At 35.7% G+C, this 16,251-nt stretch carries 13 protein-coding genes and 1 other annotated feature; of the genes, 12 read left to right on the top strand and 1 reads right to left on the bottom strand.

What is annotated here, in order from left to right; all coding sequences use genetic code 11:
• The first annotated feature begins 56 nt into the window (after window positions 1-56).
• From dnaG to HMPREF0631_RS07820, 6 genes are all read left to right on the top strand, one after another.
• A complete protein-coding gene (dnaG, locus tag HMPREF0631_RS07845) occupies window positions 57-1,895 on the top strand; it encodes a DNA primase (RefSeq protein WP_002844345.1) in 1,839 nt (612 codons plus the stop codon).
• A gap of 14 nt (window positions 1,896-1,909) precedes the next feature.
• A complete protein-coding gene (gene rpoD / locus HMPREF0631_RS07840) occupies window positions 1,910-3,067 on the top strand; it encodes an RNA polymerase sigma factor RpoD (protein ID WP_002844311.1) in 1,158 nt (385 codons plus the stop codon).
• A 117-nt stretch (window positions 3,068-3,184) separates the two neighbouring features.
• A complete protein-coding gene (locus tag HMPREF0631_RS07835) occupies window positions 3,185-3,958 on the top strand; it encodes a tRNA (adenine(22)-N(1))-methyltransferase (RefSeq protein ID WP_002844334.1) in 774 nt (257 codons plus the stop codon).
• A 36-nt stretch (window positions 3,959-3,994) separates the two neighbouring features.
• Window positions 3,995-4,816, top strand: a complete 822-nt coding sequence (locus HMPREF0631_RS07830; RefSeq protein WP_002844315.1) for a Nif3-like dinuclear metal center hexameric protein — start codon at window positions 3,995-3,997, stop codon at window positions 4,814-4,816.
• Window positions 4,817-5,005: 189 nt separating this feature from the next.
• Window positions 5,006-6,361 carry a cell wall-binding repeat-containing protein gene (locus tag HMPREF0631_RS07825; protein WP_002844291.1) on the top strand — a complete coding sequence of 452 codons (1,356 nt, stop codon included), beginning with the start codon at window positions 5,006-5,008 and terminating at the stop codon, window positions 6,359-6,361.
• Window positions 6,362-6,436: 75 nt separating this feature from the next.
• Window positions 6,437-6,702: a binding site (T-box leader), on the top strand.
• Between the two features lie 208 nt (window positions 6,703-6,910).
• Window positions 6,911-7,468 carry a tryptophan transporter gene (locus HMPREF0631_RS07820; protein WP_002844321.1) on the top strand — a complete coding sequence of 186 codons (558 nt, stop codon included), beginning with the start codon at window positions 6,911-6,913 and terminating at the stop codon, window positions 7,466-7,468.
• 168 nt (window positions 7,469-7,636) lie between these two features.
• Here the strand turns inward: HMPREF0631_RS07820 and HMPREF0631_RS07815 are convergent, their stop codons facing one another.
• Window positions 7,637-9,832: a YhgE/Pip domain-containing protein gene (locus HMPREF0631_RS07815; RefSeq protein WP_002844344.1), complete on the bottom strand. Its 2,196-nt coding sequence runs from the start codon at window positions 9,830-9,832 to the stop codon at window positions 7,637-7,639.
• Window positions 9,833-10,071: 239 nt separating this feature from the next.
• Between HMPREF0631_RS07815 and HMPREF0631_RS07810 the strand changes: the two genes are divergently transcribed.
• The 6 genes from HMPREF0631_RS07810 to HMPREF0631_RS07785 all read left to right on the top strand — a co-directional run bounded on the left by HMPREF0631_RS07810 (window position 10,072) and on the right by HMPREF0631_RS07785 (window position 16,238).
• Complete coding sequence (locus HMPREF0631_RS07810; RefSeq protein ID WP_002844308.1) at window positions 10,072-10,857, top strand: ABC transporter ATP-binding protein; 786 nt, start codon at window positions 10,072-10,074, stop codon at window positions 10,855-10,857.
• Window positions 10,847-12,853, top strand: coding sequence for an ABC transporter permease subunit/CPBP intramembrane protease (locus HMPREF0631_RS07805; protein ID WP_002844356.1), 2,007 nt, complete (start codon window positions 10,847-10,849; stop codon window positions 12,851-12,853). The genes HMPREF0631_RS07810 and HMPREF0631_RS07805 overlap by 11 nt, the downstream gene beginning before the upstream one ends.
• Before the next feature lie 35 nt (window positions 12,854-12,888).
• Entirely contained in the window at window positions 12,889-14,055 is a 1,167-nt protein-coding gene (locus tag HMPREF0631_RS07800; RefSeq protein WP_002844301.1) for an iron-containing alcohol dehydrogenase, read from the top strand.
• A gap of 242 nt (window positions 14,056-14,297) precedes the next feature.
• On the top strand, window positions 14,298-14,678 hold the full coding sequence (locus tag HMPREF0631_RS07795) for a GntR family transcriptional regulator (protein WP_002844294.1): 381 nt from the start codon (window positions 14,298-14,300) through the stop codon (window positions 14,676-14,678).
• Window positions 14,668-15,396: an ABC transporter ATP-binding protein gene (locus HMPREF0631_RS07790; RefSeq protein ID WP_002844368.1), complete on the top strand. Its 729-nt coding sequence runs from the start codon at window positions 14,668-14,670 to the stop codon at window positions 15,394-15,396. The genes HMPREF0631_RS07795 and HMPREF0631_RS07790 overlap by 11 nt, the downstream gene beginning before the upstream one ends.
• On the top strand, window positions 15,390-16,238 hold the full coding sequence (locus HMPREF0631_RS07785) for a hypothetical protein (protein ID WP_002844333.1): 849 nt from the start codon (window positions 15,390-15,392) through the stop codon (window positions 16,236-16,238). Before HMPREF0631_RS07790 ends, HMPREF0631_RS07785 begins: the two co-directional genes overlap by 7 nt.
• Window positions 16,239-16,251: the final 13 nt, after the last annotated feature.

Below are 16,251 nucleotides of genomic sequence, written 5' to 3'. Positions count from 1 at the left end.
ACATTTTGTAAAACATGCTAAGTTTTACTTATTTAGACAGAAGGAAGTTGATATACATGGACGATATAAAAGATATTATTGATGAAGTAAAGGCTAGAAATGATATAGCAGATGTTATTTCTGATTATTTAAAGTTGACTCCTTCTGGTTCAAATTATAAGGGTCTTTGTCCTTTCCATCATGAGAAGACACCCTCATTTAGTGTCAATACGTCCAAACAGATTTTTAAGTGCTTTGGATGTGGGGCTGGTGGAGATGTTATCAACTTTATAATGAGAAAGGAAAATCTAGATTTTATGGATTCTGTAAAATTCCTAGCCAATAGGGCGGGAATAGAGTTCAATACTAATTTGGATGAAAAAACCAAGCAAAGACTTGCAAAGATTAAGAGATACCAAGAGATGCATACTGAAGCAGCTAGGTACTTCTATAGTCAGTTAGACAATCCTAATAATCCTGCTCTGAAGTATTTTTTGAAAAGGGGCTTGGATGTAAAGACAATAAAGAGGTTTGGACTAGGTTATTCTCCAGATTCTTGGGATAGCCTCAAAAATTATCTTGTGTCAAAAGGATACAGCCTAGAGGAATTGTTTGACGCTGGACTTGTCAGCCAAAACAAGAACAAGACAAACTATTATGACAAGTTTAGAAATAGGGTAATGTTTCCTATATTTGACTATAAGAGTAATGTGATAGGTTTTGGTGGAAGGGTATTAGATGATTCTTTGCCCAAGTACCTAAACTCACCTGACTCTGAGTTATTTAACAAACGAAATAATTTATATGGTCTTAACTATGCAAGAAAGAGTATAGGTCATGATAAGACTCTTATACTGGTTGAGGGTTACATGGATTTGATATCCCTTCACCAATTTGGCATCAAAAATGTAGTTGCTACCCTAGGTACAGCTCTTACAGATAACCAGGCGGTACTTTTAAAGCGCTTTGCAGATAATATGATCTTGTCCTATGACTCAGATGACGCTGGTGTAAATGCCAGTTTGAGGGCAATAGGCATATTAGAAAAACAAGGTATAAAGCCCAAGGTACTAAACTTAGGCTCATATAAGGACCCAGATGAGTTTGTTAGAGCAAATGGTATGAACGCCATGTTAGACAGGATAGATACGGCTATTGAGGCCAACCAGTTTAGGTTGGATAGTCTTAGAAAGTCTTACAATATGGATGATAAAAAGGACGTAATAGCCTATATAAAAGAGTCATCTAAGATTGTAAAGAGGATCAAGAGTCCTATAGAAAAGGACTACTATATAGAATACCTATCAAGTATAACAGGTACTAATTCAGATATAATAAGGTCTGAGTTTGGGATGACTTTTAGGAACTATCCGAGAAGAGATGATAAAAAACCTGCCAATACTTTTTTACATAGGCCACAAAAGGTCAGTGTTGTTGAGGATGGCAGTAAATTTATAGAATTGAATCTAATAAGGGCAATGCTCGATAGCCGATTGGTTAGAGATACAGTGCCTCTTAAGATTAGCCTTGAGGATTTTTCAGATGAAAATAGCAAAAAGATCTATGAGAAGGTTTCAAATGTTGATAATAAGGGCATTAAAGTAAGTAAGGATGGGAGCATCAAGCTTGAAGATGTATATTCAGATGATATTGACATTGATTATATCAAGAAGCTTGGCAGGGTAAAGCTCAATGTCGAATTCAATGACTTAAACGAGGTTGATAAGATAATTAATAGCTTTATGAGGGAAAGCTCCGAAAAAAGATTAGAGGAATTATTCAAACAGCAAGAAATTTTGGAAAACAGAAGAAAGACAATAAAAAATAATAGCCAGGAAGCGAAAGAGGTTGACTTAGAAATTATGGAAATAGCTTTAAAAATTGTAGCAGAAAACAAGACATTGAAAAAATTCTAGGAAGGAGGTTAGTTATGGCTGAAAATATCACAAATGAAAAGGCAGAAATAAACAAGGCTGCCAAAAAGAAATTATTGGAAAAAGGTAAGAAAGAAGGAACTGTAACCCTGTACGACATCATGGAAGCATTCCAAGACAAGGACTTAGATAAGGACGTTGCAGAAAACCTATATGAAACCCTAGGTAATTTAGGGATAGAAGTAATAAATGACAAGGAATTTAAAGCCGATATAAACTTGAATGAGCCAGACGACCTAGATATCAAGTCTATAGACGAAGAATCAAGTGAAGATACCGAAACTGCAGAAACAGAGACAGCTGAGATAGCTGTACCTAAGGGTATCAGTATCGATGATCCAGTGAGGATGTACCTAAAGGAGATAGGTAAGATACCACTACTTAAGCCACATGAAGAAGTTGAATTTGCTAGACTTATGTCAGAAGGTGATGAGAGGTCAAAGCAGAAGTTGGTTGAAGCCAATCTAAGACTAGTTGTATCTATAGCAAAGAGATACGTTGGTAGGGGTATGTTGTTCCTTGACTTGATTCAGGAGGGTAACCTTGGTCTTATCAAGGCTGTTGAGAAGTTTGACTACAAGAAGGGTTACAAGTTCTCTACTTATGCAACATGGTGGATTAGACAGGCTATAACTAGGGCTATAGCTGATCAGGCTAGGACTATCAGAATACCTGTCCATATGGTAGAGACAATCAACAAATTGATAAGAGTATCTAGACAGCTACTACAGGAGCTAGGAAGAGATCCAAAGCCAGAAGAGATAGCCAAGGTAATGAATATGTCAGAAGATAAGGTAAGAGAGATAATGAAGATAGCACAAGATCCAGTATCTCTTGAGACACCTATAGGTGAAGAGGAAGACTCACATCTTGGTGACTTTATACCTGATGAAGATGCACCTGCACCAGCAGAGGCAGCTGCCTATTCACTACTTAAGGAGCAGATAGAGGAAGTATTGAATACTCTTAATGATAGAGAGCAGAAGGTACTTAAGTTGAGGTTTGGTCTTGAAGATGGAAGGGCTAGAACTCTTGAAGAAGTCGGCAAGGAGTTTGACGTCACAAGAGAGAGAATCCGTCAGATAGAAGCCAAGGCTCTTAGAAAATTGAGACATCCAAGCAGATCTAAGAAGTTGCGTGACTACTTAGACTAATAGGCTTAGAGCTACTTGAGCATCTGATTGAATGCTATGTATTTTTAGATTGAAGATTTGGGTATGTATTTATGGTTATCTGTAAGTATGTACCCTTTTAATTGTAGGGGAGAGTAAATGAAGTTAACAGCTAGACTAGAAAAAATATCTTCCCTGGTAGATCCAGGAAAGAAGATTGCAGATATAGGCACGGACCATGCCTATATACCATCATATTTGATGTCTAAGGGCCTCGTGAGTGAAGCCATTTTAACAGATGTAAACAAAGGACCGCTTGACAATGCCAAGTCTGAGATTTCCAAACTAGGGTTTGAAGACAGGTGTCAGCTTAGGTTGGGTAATGGTCTTGAAGTTGTAAAACCAGGTGAGGTAGACCAGATTATAATAGCTGGTATGGGAGGGATCCTTATCAGTGAGATTTTAGAGGCGGGAAGAAGCACTGCTATAGCCGCTGAAAAACTTATTCTACAACCAATGCAGGCCCCAAAAGAGCTTAGGCAATACCTTGATAGGTCTGGATATGAGATAGAGTCTGAACACCTTGTAAAAGAGGATTTTAGGCTATACGAAATATTAGTTGTAAGATATAGGGGACTGGATTATCAAACAAGTTCATATAGGGATTTTTATCTAGGCTTTAAGGAAGAAGATCCTAGCCCAATTAATCAAAAAGATATGGAAAAAATCATCCTAGATCTTTCTTATGAGGTTCCAGAACTAATATTTAACAATCCAAAAGACTTAGTTGAAGGGTTTATAGACAGGAAACTACATGAGTACTCATCTATTTTGGATAAGATGCCCAATATAGACAATGAAACAATAAATAAAAGAAAAAAAGAAATAAATTTTAAGCTGAGTGTAATAAAAGCCTTGAAGAAGAAAATATAATTACATGAGCCTAGGTTTATTTGAAAGGAGTTTGTAATGAAACTTAAAAGTATACTAGACCAAATAAATAAAAAATACCCTGAGAATCTTCAGTATTCGTGGGATAATTCAGGCCTGAATATAGGTATTTTAGACTCTGATGTAAATAAGATAATGTTGACCCTAGAGATAACATCTGATACAGTTGATGAGGCTGTAAAAAAGGGAGTTGACCTAATAATATCCCACCATCCATTTATGTTCTCAAAGGTCAATCAGATAACAAATAAGGACCTAAAGGGAAAGTTAATATATAAATTGATAAAAAATGATATAAATGTCTACTGTATGCATACATCATATGATGTAGCTGAAAATGGTTTAAATGACTATTTTGTAAAGCTGATGTCTTATAAGCCTAGCGAGATATTAGATCCGGTTGGTGTAGCAGAATTTTATGATGCAGCGACAAAGACTACTGTAACTAAGGAATATGGACTAGGTAGGATTGTTAGACTAGGTGAAGGACTTAGGGCCCTAGACTTCCTGCAGAACTTAAAGGCAGCCCTAAAGATTGAAAATATAAGGCTAGTAGGTGACCCTATGAACAATATTGAGTCTTTTGCGGTTGTAACTGGATCTGGTGCAGAATACTTTGAGATGTGTCACCAAAAGAATGTAGACCTGCTTATAACAGGGGATATGAAGTACCATCAGGCAATAGATTCAAAAGAGATGGGTGTCATGGTGGCTGATTTTGGTCATTTTGGAACTGAGGATATATTTGCTGAGTCAATAATCGACTTTATCAGGTATATATGCGAAGGATGTGAAATTTTCAAGTCTGATATATACATCAATCCATTTACTAATATGTAATAGGTCTTTTAAAGATTTTATATGTTTGTGAAACAGTAATCTAGCTAAGATGCATTTCGGGACTTAATAGTAAAATAAAAGAATGATATTGTATTGCAATTAAAAAATATCTATGTTATTATTAGTTTAATAGCATAGAGATTTTTTATAAGTATATAATAATTGTTTATTTTAAGAGGAGGTATTTGTATGAAATTCAAGAAGACTTCGCTAGTAATGACAACGGTTATGGCAGTAAATATTATGAGCCCTATCCTTGCTTATGCTGAACACTTAGATTTCAATAGTATTAGCTCAAGTGACAAGGACTTAAAAGAAACACTAATTAATTGTATTGAAAACAGCCCTGAAATTAGATACGGCAAATTGGCTAGAAAGGGTATAAGGTTGGATGATAAGGACCTAGTAAGGGAAATTATAGGTCTTTTGAGGGATTCCAAGATGAAGGAAGTGCCTAAGGGACAGGAGTACAAGGGATACCCTCACTATATTTCTGGCAAGGACTTTAGTGTTGGTTTCTACTCAGATACTAAGAATAATATTTACAATGGGTGCTTGTATCTTAGAAGCAAGGATTCTTACTCAACTAGGGTATTTAGAACAGACAAGAATATACAAGACAAAATCATCAATTTATGCAAAAACTCAATGAAGGTAACTGAAGAGGGTTATGTTGGTGGCTTGTATTACAATGATAGTAAGGCTAGTATGAAAGTGAACTCTTCTATATCTATATGTGATGCAGGATTTGCAAGGTCTAAGAATGTTGTTTTGGCAAGTGCTGATTCTGTAGCCGATTCTCTTTCATCTGCAGGACTTGCTGGTTACCTTGACGCTCCTATACTGCTTTCAGAGAGAGAAGAATTAAACGAGAACCTTCTCAATAAATTATACGATCTTAAGGCCGAGAATATTCATATAACATCAGGTTCCAAAATGATAAGCGACAAGGTTATAAATAAGCTAAAAGAAAAAGGTTTTAATATAATAGATTATTCTGGAAGGTCTAGGTATGATACATCATTGAATATAGCCAAGAAAATAGGAGCAAATATATATTCAATTGCCAACGGAGAATATTTCTTTGATGTTCCAAGTATAGCCACATATGCATACAGTACAAAGACACCGATCTTATTGACACCAAAAGACAAGTTAAGACCTGATTCTTTGGAACTTCTTAAAAAGAATGCAAAACCGGATAGACTAAAAACAGGAAACGGAATATCTACAAGAGCTATTTTAGTAGGTGGTAGATCAACACTATCAGACAATATTTATAGGGAGCTTGTAAAGAATGGTATAGAGGCCAATAGATTGAGTGGGTATAATAGGTTAGAAACATCATCAGTGATAATAGACAAATTATTCTCAAATAGAACAGGCTATACATACATTAATTACGACAAACCTATGGCTGGTATATTGGCGTCTTCTATTGCAGCTAAAAACAACAAGCCAGTTAAACTTGAATTAGATTCATTTATTGAAGACAATTTCGCCAAATATTCTAAAGAGAATAGCGATAACTATATAATTGGATAGTTTTCATAAAAAAAATACAAAGAATTCAAATAAGATATTGACAATACTAAAAAAATGACCTATTATAATTACATAGTTAATCTGATGAAGAGAATTAGTAACTCAATGGTACTATTAATAGAGAGCTGACTGTGGTGGAATGTCGGTAGTAGGAGTTGGGCGAATGGGTCTTGGAGGAGTGGATCGAAATAATAGTAGACTTCACCGTGGGCTGCACGTTATAGCGGATAGGGAATGATTGTTCCTGATAATGAGATATGTATAGGTTTGTAATTGTATTTGACAGCAACAGACTGGTACATAATTTAGGTGGCAACGCGAATTTATACTTCGCCCTATATCAAGGGCGGAGTTTTTTTTATTTTGATTAACTATAAATATTTTCTAGAGGTGATAGTATGTTGTGAAATTTAGATAGTAGTATGGGAAAATTTATAGTAGTTATGTCTAGTCTGAGATAAAGACTCAAAAAAATTTAGAAATAATATGGTAATATATATTTTATAATGATATTATTAAATAGTAGCTTAGTAAATGGAGGTTATATAAATGAAAAGAAGAACGATAGACACAAAGAAGATGATTTTAAATGCAATATTGCTAGGTATTGGTTTTATTTTGCACCAGGTATTGCCGGCCTTGGCTGCAGGTATCACACCAGATATGACCCTAGTGATGTTGTTTTGTATAATGGTAATAAATAGAGAAAACTATAAGACTTGCCTAGTATCAGGCATTATAACAGCTATATTTTCAGCCCTAGCGACAAAGTTTCCTATGGGTCAGATACCAAACTTTGTTGATAAGGTGGTAACTATGCATGTTATGTACTTCTTTATGAAGTCACTTTATATGTTGCCAGTTATGAATAGAATCGGTAAAAAGGCAGACCAGATAGCAGTAGTGAGCATGACAGCTATAGGTACCTTGGTAAGTGGAGTTGTATTTTTAACTGTTGCATACCTAATGGCAGGTCTACCAGGAGGATTTGGAGTTCTGTTTGTATCAGTTGTCCTACCAACCCTAGTATTCAATATGGTAGCTTGTCTGGTACTATACAATGTTCTTAGCCTTTCTTTAAAGAGGAGTAGCTACCAACTTAACTAAATATAATATTAAAGGACTCCATTTGGAGTCCTTTTTAATTACATATTATTCTAATATTATATTCTTTTATGCTATTTTTAATAAGCTAGCTTTATTTTATATTTATGCTCTTTTCAACAAGCTAGCTTTATTTTATATTTATGATATTTCACCTATTTTACCTTTATCCTACTCCATCAAAAAGCTGCTCTCAAACCTATGTGATAGGGGTTCTAACTTCCTATTTATGATATCCTTGGATACTGTGCCAAAGATTATAAATATGATGGCGAACACAACTAGTCCTGCGCAGTCTCGGTATAGGTTTGGTGGGTAAACTCCTCCTATAGCCTCTCTACAAGCGTTTATACCATATGTGAAAGGTATAAATGAATTGATAGTCTTAAAGAAGGTTGGAGTCATCTGTATAGGGAATGTACCGCCAGACCCACCTATTTGTATTACAAGTAGGAACATAGATAGGGCCTTACCTACTGTCTTAAATACGGATACTAGGGTGTATATCAAGCAACAAAAGCATACGCTACACAACATAAGTATGGATATAAATAGGAAGGGATCTGCTGCAGTAACACCAAGTAAAACTAAGTCACCTATTGATATTATCAGCGACTGAATAATAGATAATATTAAAAATAGGGTAAGTCTACCATAGTATTTTTCAAGAGGCTTGTATTTGTCTCCCGGATCAGTAGATATAAGGGTACAAAGGATAAGGGCACCTACCCAGGTTGCTAGAACACTGTAAAATGGAGCCATGGCTGACCCGTAGTTTGCCATCTTGTACAACCTTACTTCCTTTATTTCAACTGGTTTTTTAATAAAATCAGCCCTGTCTAGGATATTGGTTTTTATGACATCATTTATTGTTTTTAGGTCCTTGTTGTTTTCAAGCTTGTCAATCATCTCTAGAGAATCTTTTATTTGACTTCTAAGGAGGTCTATAGAGATTTGAGATGTTCCCAGTGTTGAATCAATATTCTTGTTCATTGAATCCAAGTTATTGATAAAGTTACTAGTTGCTGGGTAGATTCCTTCTGTAGACCTTATAATTGAATCTAGGTCTCTTTGAATATCTGACCTACTTGACTTGGCCTTGTTTAGGGGACCTGTAATTAGGTCATCATAATCAAGTATAATATTATTTATCTTATCGTTTAAATCACTAGTTATAGACGCAACTTGGTCTGTTAGATCAGAGTTTATTTGGTTGCTCCTAGATATCAAATCTATAATGTTGCTTAGCTTTTGACTGGCATTATTTAAGTCAGAGTAGTGGTTATTTAACCTAGCTATTGCTGCATTTAAAATATTCGTATTTCCTGTTGAAAATATATTCATTAGGTCAATAACATTAGACAACCTTGATGATGCCTGGTCTATGTTTGATTTTATTTTACTCACTTGCCTAATAGCTTCCTGGCTGCTTGAGCTTGAAAGGCTTCCAAGACTTTGAGCCAAAGAACTTGACGTATTTATAAGTCTAGATATGCTCTTCAGGCTAGTCTTGACCTGAGGACCTACAGAGTTGATATCTGAGTTGGCCTGGTTAAGACTTGACTGGATATCTGAACTTAGTCTTCTAGAATTATCTAGACTAGTTTTTATACTTACAAGGGTATTGTTGGATGAGGATAGTAGTTTTTTCATGTCCTCATTTGATGACTTGGCATTTTTTGTTACCTTTTCTAGGTTTACAAGCTGTTTGTCTAGGTTTTTGAGGCTGGTCTTCATTGTATCAAGCTTGGGGTTGATGTCACCTATCATGGATGAGGTGCCACCTATTGCCGCAAGCGAAGACTTGCTTATAGTACCTATTAGAATCTCACTGATCTTAGCCTGAATCTTGTTGGCTCCTTGGTCAGTTATCTTTTCAGCTATTGCATTTGTCTTTTCGTTGGTTGTATATTCTATGCTGGCTTTTTTAACATCTTTTCTTGTTATCGATGTTAGATTCTTGGTAAAGTCTTTTGGTATTTTTATTATTGCATAGTATTTACCGGTCTTGATTCCCTTTTGGGCATCTTTGTCTGAGACGAAATTCCAGTCCAAGTTCTTGTTGTTTTTCAAGTTTTCTACTAGATTGTCACCAAAATGTAGGTCTTGGTCCTTAAATTGATATCCCTTGTCATCGTTAACAACGGCTACTGAAAGGTTCTTAGTGTTGCCGTATGGATCCCAGAATGCCTCTATATTAAACCAGGCGTAAAGGGATGGTATAATTGTAAGACCAACTACTATTATGGTCACTATTCTGTTTCTTTTGATTTCTTTGATATCATTATAGAAAATTTCTCTTACAACTCCTATACTTGGAAGCTTGGATATAATGTGTTTTTCAAAGAATTTAGTGTTTTTTTTCATTTTATCACCTGCTTAATCATCACTCATACTAATTTTGAATAAATTCGTGTTCTTTACAAATATTACTAATAGATTATAATACAATTTATCTGCTTTGTAAATAACATAATTATTTTGTTGGTCTTTAGTTTAAAAAGTTTATTTAATTTGACTAAACATATCTTATATGTAATAATTAGATTATGATTTACATATTTATATGCTAAAATATAATTATATTTAATGAAAGAGGTATAAAAATGCTTGAAGTAATGGGTCTTAAAAAGACATTTATAAAGAACGAGCAATATATAAATGATAAAGGAAAGAAGAAAAATAAGCAGGTTGAGTTCAATGCTGTAGATGGAATATCTTTTAGTGCAAGTGACGGAGAGATACTGGGTATACTGGGTCCAAATGGAGCAGGTAAGACAACACTCTTGAGGATGATAGGTGGTATACTAACACCTGATGATGGAAAAGTAATATTTGATTCGGAGGATTCTGCAAAGGACCTAAACAGGTTTAAGAAGAATATAGGCTACCTATCAGGCAATACCAAGCTATACAAAAAGCTTACTCCTAGGGAAATAATGTCTACATTTGCCAGTCTAAATGGCATGACCAAGGAAGAAATAAGTAAATCAATAGAAAATATTGTAGACCTTATGAAGATGGGAGACTTCATTGACAATAGGATTGAAAACCTATCTACCGGACAAACTCAGAGGGCTTCAATAGCTAGGTGTCTTATACATTCGCCAAAGTTGTATATTTTTGATGAGCCTACACTGGGCCTAGATGTCATCTCGAGTAAGGGTATAATAGACTTTATGAAAAATGAGAAGGCTAGTGGCAAGATTGTCCTTTATTCAACTCACTATATGGAAGAGGCTGAGTCTCTTTGCGACAAGATTGTTTTCCTATATAAGGGAAAGATTATAGCTAGTGGAAGTCCCAAGCAAATCATGGAGGACTCTTCAACTGACAATTTGAGGGATGCCTTTATAAAGCTTGCAGATATAGGAGGGGAAAATGAGATTTAATATTATAAAAGAGATATTTAAGAAAGAAATTTTGGAGTTGGTGAGAGACAAGAAAAACCTATTCATGATGTTTATCTTACCCATACTTATGTACCCTCTGCTGACAGTTGGTATATCACAGGTTATGATGGCTAGTATAGACGATATGGGAAAGCAGGAGATAAGACTCTTGATTGACGAAAGTGTAGACAAGGACCTGTACACTTACATAGAAAAAAGCAAGGATAGAAACAAGACAAGGTCCCAAGGCCAGATCAGTATCTACAAGAAGAGTACAGATGAAAAGTATATAAAAGAAAGTATAAAAAAGGAAGACTACGATATAGCCATAAAAAGAGAAGAAAACAATACTTATAAGGTATTTGTAGATACAAGGTCAGACAAGTCTAGTCTCTTAAAAGAAAGAGTTAATAAAATTCTTGATGACTACAAGGACACGAGAGTCAAGGCTAGTATAAAATCAGCTGGATTAGATCCTAAAAATACCCTAAATCCAATATCTTATACAAATGAATCAGTGGCTGAATCACAAGAGGAAGCAAGCGGACTAATAGGAAGGATTATTCCTTTTATGCTCATAATGGGAATACTATCGGGTGCAGTATATCCAGCAGCTGATATGATAGCTGGAGAAAAAGAAAGAGGAACTTTGGAGACACTACTTACCATGCCGATTAAAAATATAGAGCTAATAGCGGGCAAGTACCTATCAGTAGCCTTTACTGCTATAATATCTGCCCTGATGAACCTAGTATCTATGGGTCTAACAAGCTATTACTTCTATATGACTGCCAGCAAGATGATGGACGGTATGCAGATGAAATTTGATATATACAAGATGATAGTGCCGATAATTATAACACTGGTATCATTACTTATGTTCACACTTGTTATATCAGCGATTAGTATGTGTGTGTGCTCATTTGCCAAAAACTACAAACAGGCCCAGGCTTATCTAACACCTCTTATGCTTGTGACTATGATACCTGCCTATGCAAGTATGATACCTATGCTAAAGCTAGACTCAACTACAGCCCTGATACCGGTTGTAAATGTCGTGATGCTCCTAAAGGCTGTCTTCTTTATGGAGGTTAACACTAGACTAGCGGGATTTGTATTGCTATCAAATGTTGCCTATATAGCCATGGCCCTAGCAATACTTTCCAAGATATTCAAGTCTGAGAATATACTTTTCGGAAGCGGCGAGGGTATATCTATTTTAAATGCAAGACGAAATATCAAGCCAAAGTCTATGCCTAGTATAAATGATGGCATATTGATTTTTGCACTTGAGTTTGTATATTTACTTACTCTAGGTTCCTATATACAGGTGAGCTATGGAACTGTGGGTATACTACTTAGTCAGGTCATGATGCTGGGCATAGTAGTCCTATATTCATGGTATATAAGAGTGGACTTTAAAAAGGTCTATAGTCTTAACAAGATTGGACCTAAAAAAGCCCTGTATGGTGTCTTGATTTGGTTTGTCGCCTTTATTGCTATGGGGGCACTTTCTTTACTAATAATGAAACTTTCACCAAGTGCAAAAGAAATCGGTGAACAGTTGAATAAAGTTATATTTGGTGATAATATGGTCTTGAATATAATTGCAATAGCAGTAGCTCCAGCCATATGTGAAGAAGCAATTTTCAGAGGCTTTATCTTGTCTGCATTTTCCAATAAAAAATCAATAGACAAAAAGTACTCAGATGATCCTAGCCTAAGAGAGGGCAAGACATCTATCATGGAAAGAGGAAGTAGCTTTGGGATGTATAGGCTCTTAGAGGGCGATAAGGCAGCTATAATCTTCTCTGGCCTGTTATTTGGTATATTACACGTATACTGGTTCAAGATACCTACTACGGCCATACTAGGTATGTTTTTGGCTATTGGTGTCAAGAAGACAAACAGTATCGGAGCATCTGTTATAGGACATTTTTTAAATAACTTGCTAGCCCTTATAGTGACTAGTATAGGACTGGGAATCATGTGGTAAGGGACTTGGCATATATATTTTTATAGGAGGAAACTATGTATAATTTTAATCTACAGATACCCACAAAAATACATTTTGGTAAAGGAATGGTTGTAAATCTAGGTAAGGATATACTTGAATACAGTGACAAGGTATTGTTGGTCTACGGTGGTGGGTCAATTAAGAAGAACGGCATATACAAGGATGTAACTGATGAATTGATAAAAAATAAGATAGAATGGGTTGAGCTAGCTGATGTTGATCCAAACCCAAGAATAGAATCAGTAAGAGAGGGGATAAAACTCTGCAGACAGCACGACCTAGGTGGAGTACTAGCAGTCGGAGGCGGTTCATCAATCGACTGTGCCAAGGTCATAGCTGTAGGTGTCAAGTATGACAAGGATCCATGGGATTTGGTTGTAGACAAGAAACTTATGAAGGATGCCCTACCAATATTTTCAGTCCTAACTTTGGCGGCGACTGGTTCTGAAATGGACCCCAATGCAGTAATATCTGATATGGCAACAAACCAAAAGTTAGGAACAGGTGCAGCATGTACAGTACCTAAGGTATCAATCTTGGATCCTGAGTATACGTATTCAGTTCCAGTCAAGCACACAGCAGCAGGGGTAGCGGATATTATGAGTCATACATTTGAAAACTACTTTAATACCAATGATGCATATATGCAGGCTAGGATGGCAGAGGCTATACTTAAAACTTGTATTCATTATGGCCCTATAGCCCTAGCTCAACCAGAAAACTACGATGCAAGAGCCAATCTTATGTGGGCATCTACTTGGGCTATCAATGGACTACTTGCCCAGGGTGCGAGCCATGCATGGTCAGTCCATCCAATGGAGCATGAACTGTCAGCCTTTTATGATGTGACTCATGGAGAGGGTCTTGCAGTCCTAACACCAGCTTGGATGAGGTATGTGCTAAACGAGGACAACATAGATAGGTTTGTAGAGTATGGCGTAAATGTATGGGGCATAGACAAAAACCTAGACAAGCTTCAAATAGCTAATATGGCAATAGACCTTACTGAAGACTTCTTTGCAAATAAAATGAATATACCTATGAGTCTTAGCAAGCTAGGTATAGGTAGGGAAAATTTTGAGAAGATGTCTGTCAAAGCTATGAAGGGTAAGGACTCTATAAAGGGAATGGTGGAACTAAGACCGGAAGATGTAGTGAAAATATATGAGATGTGTCTATAGGATTTTGTATTAAATTAAAGTAAAGAATTGCAAAGCGATCATAAAAAGGCTGTTTACATAAATGTAAATGGCCTTTTTAGCTAGTAAATATAGGTAAAAAGAGTGTATTGACTAGTAGTATAATATTATATCTATTATTTTCCAAAAACACCTTGACATAATTCTCTTTAAACTGTATTATTGTATTAAAGAGTTAGTACAATAATACAGTAATACAAAAGTAAATTTAAAGGAGGAAGGACATGGCATACGTTTTTGATAATAACGTGCCCTTGTACCTACAGGTTATAGATATAATTAAAAAGAAAATTATATCTGGTGATTACCAGCCTGGTGACCAGCTAGAGTCAGTTAGGTACTTGGCAGGGGAGTTTGAAATCAACCCCAACACTATCCAAAGAGCACTTTCAGAATTAGAAAACCAGGGACTCCTGTTCTCTCAAAGGACCAGGGGAAGATACGTAACAGAGGATACAAATCTAATTAAAGAGGAGAGGTTCAAGATGAGTCAGGTATTGATAGAGGAGTCGATAAAGGCATTGTATGATCTAGGATTTACCAATGAGGATATACTAGATGCTTACAAAAAAGTTTTGTTCAAGGAGGGTAAAGATGTCAATTAATAGAGTAGAAGTTATGAGTGAAAATACAGTTCTGTCTGTAGACCAGGTTAGAAAATCATACGGTAAAAAGAGTGTATTAAAGGGGATGACATTTGATATAGAAAAGGGCAAGATTGTCGGTTTCCTAGGGCCAAATGGATGTGGTAAAACTACACTAGTAAAATTAATAAACGGTCTTATACCAATAACATCAGGTGAAATAAGGGTATGTGGCTACGACATTGGTAAAGAAACAAAGGCCAGGATATCATACTTACCTGAGAGAACCTACCTTAATAATTGGATGAAGGTAAAGGATATATTAGAGTTTTTTGATGATGTATACGAAGACTTTGACAAGGACAAGGCAGAGCAGATGCTCTTTGATATGAATATCAAGTTAGGTGACAAACTAAAGACTATGTCAAAGGGTACAAAAGAAAAGGTCCAGCTAGTTCTTGTGATGTCAAGGGATGCAGACCTATATATCTTGGATGAACCGATAGCAGGAGTAGACCCAGCTGCGAGGAGCTATATCATGAAGACTATACTTACAAACCTACCAGAGGAATCAAGTCTCTTGATAGTTACCCACTTGATTAGCGATATTGAAACTATATGTGATGAGATAATATTTGTAAATGAGGGTAGGGTGCTTATGCATGAGGAGACAGAGTACCTTAGGGAGAAATACAATAAATCTATAGACGCTATTTTTAGGGAGGAATTCAGATGTTAGGTAAATTGATGAAATATGAGATGAAATCTATTTATAAGTACTTTTTAACTTTGTACGCAATAATTATTATAGGGGCTATAATGTCTCTTACAACTGCACGTACTCAAGTAGCAATACTTGAAAAAATAGGTATAGGATCTTTTGTAGCTTGTTTTGTAGCTTGTATAGCCTTGGGTGTTGTCCAGTTTATATTTACTATCACTAGGTTTAATACATCATTGCTTGGAGATGAAGGTTATCTTATGTTTACAATACCTACATCAACTCATACAGTTATTTGGTCAAAGGCTCTTGTCCTATTGATATTTAATATACTATCAACTATTGTAGTTGCTGGTGCTTTTGTAATGATCTTCCTTGTTAGTACCACAGTTTCTGCTAACAAGATAGATCCAAAGGGAATAGAATTTATACATAATGTATTTAAGTATCCTGGTGTATACCTTGGAATAATAGTGACTATAGTGTCAGTGCTTGTATCCATAATTGACATGATTTTCCTAATATACGCATCATTGTCATTTGGTCAGCTACCAGGCTTAAAGAAGCATAAAAATATATTCGCTTTTGCATTTTTTATAGTATTCAATACGGCATCTACATACCTTTACACTGTGATTAGTAAAGACAGTACACAAGCCTTGATAGACAAATTTGAAACAGCATCAGCACAAAACATTGATGCATCTGCCACTACTGCACAGATGGGAGAAAGAGTGGGGCTAGTAGTAGATTTTATAAGTAAGTTACAGGTAGGATTTATAGTATCTACTGTGATAGAAATAGCAGTATTATATGCTATAACATACTATATACTCAACAGAAAGCTAAACTTAGACTAGTTTGTGGGGGAGT

This window comes from Peptostreptococcus anaerobius 653-L, from assembly GCF_000178095.1.
In the GTDB taxonomy this organism is placed as follows: Bacteria; Bacillota; Clostridia; order Peptostreptococcales; family Peptostreptococcaceae; genus Peptostreptococcus; species Peptostreptococcus anaerobius.
Note: the sequence above shows the minus strand (reverse complement) of the source record. Positions and strands in the feature narration are given on the sequence as shown.

What these genes read in the sequence shown, in the direction of transcription:
- HMPREF0631_RS07790 (WP_002844368.1), top strand. Translation starts at nt 14,668, where the DNA reads ATGTCAATTAATAGAGTAGAAGTTATGAGTGAAAATACAGTTCTGTCT.
- HMPREF0631_RS07800 (WP_002844301.1), top strand. Translation starts at nt 12,889, where the DNA reads ATGTATAATTTTAATCTACAGATACCCACAAAAATACATTTTGGTAAA.
- HMPREF0631_RS07830 (WP_002844315.1), top strand. Translation starts at nt 3,995, where the DNA reads ATGAAACTTAAAAGTATACTAGACCAAATAAATAAAAAATACCCTGAG.
- HMPREF0631_RS07815 (WP_002844344.1), bottom strand. Translation starts at nt 9,832, where the DNA reads ATGAAAAAAAACACTAAATTCTTTGAAAAACACATTATATCCAAGCTT.
- rpoD (WP_002844311.1), top strand. Translation starts at nt 1,910, where the DNA reads ATGGCTGAAAATATCACAAATGAAAAGGCAGAAATAAACAAGGCTGCC.
- HMPREF0631_RS07810 (WP_002844308.1), top strand. Translation starts at nt 10,072, where the DNA reads ATGCTTGAAGTAATGGGTCTTAAAAAGACATTTATAAAGAACGAGCAA.
- HMPREF0631_RS07820 (WP_002844321.1), top strand. Translation starts at nt 6,911, where the DNA reads ATGAAAAGAAGAACGATAGACACAAAGAAGATGATTTTAAATGCAATA.
- HMPREF0631_RS07785 (WP_002844333.1), top strand. Translation starts at nt 15,390, where the DNA reads ATGTTAGGTAAATTGATGAAATATGAGATGAAATCTATTTATAAGTAC.
- HMPREF0631_RS07805 (WP_002844356.1), top strand. Translation starts at nt 10,847, where the DNA reads ATGAGATTTAATATTATAAAAGAGATATTTAAGAAAGAAATTTTGGAG.
- HMPREF0631_RS07835 (WP_002844334.1), top strand. Translation starts at nt 3,185, where the DNA reads ATGAAGTTAACAGCTAGACTAGAAAAAATATCTTCCCTGGTAGATCCA.
- HMPREF0631_RS07825 (WP_002844291.1), top strand. Translation starts at nt 5,006, where the DNA reads ATGAAATTCAAGAAGACTTCGCTAGTAATGACAACGGTTATGGCAGTA.
- HMPREF0631_RS07795 (WP_002844294.1), top strand. Translation starts at nt 14,298, where the DNA reads ATGGCATACGTTTTTGATAATAACGTGCCCTTGTACCTACAGGTTATA.
- dnaG (WP_002844345.1), top strand. Translation starts at nt 57, where the DNA reads ATGGACGATATAAAAGATATTATTGATGAAGTAAAGGCTAGAAATGAT.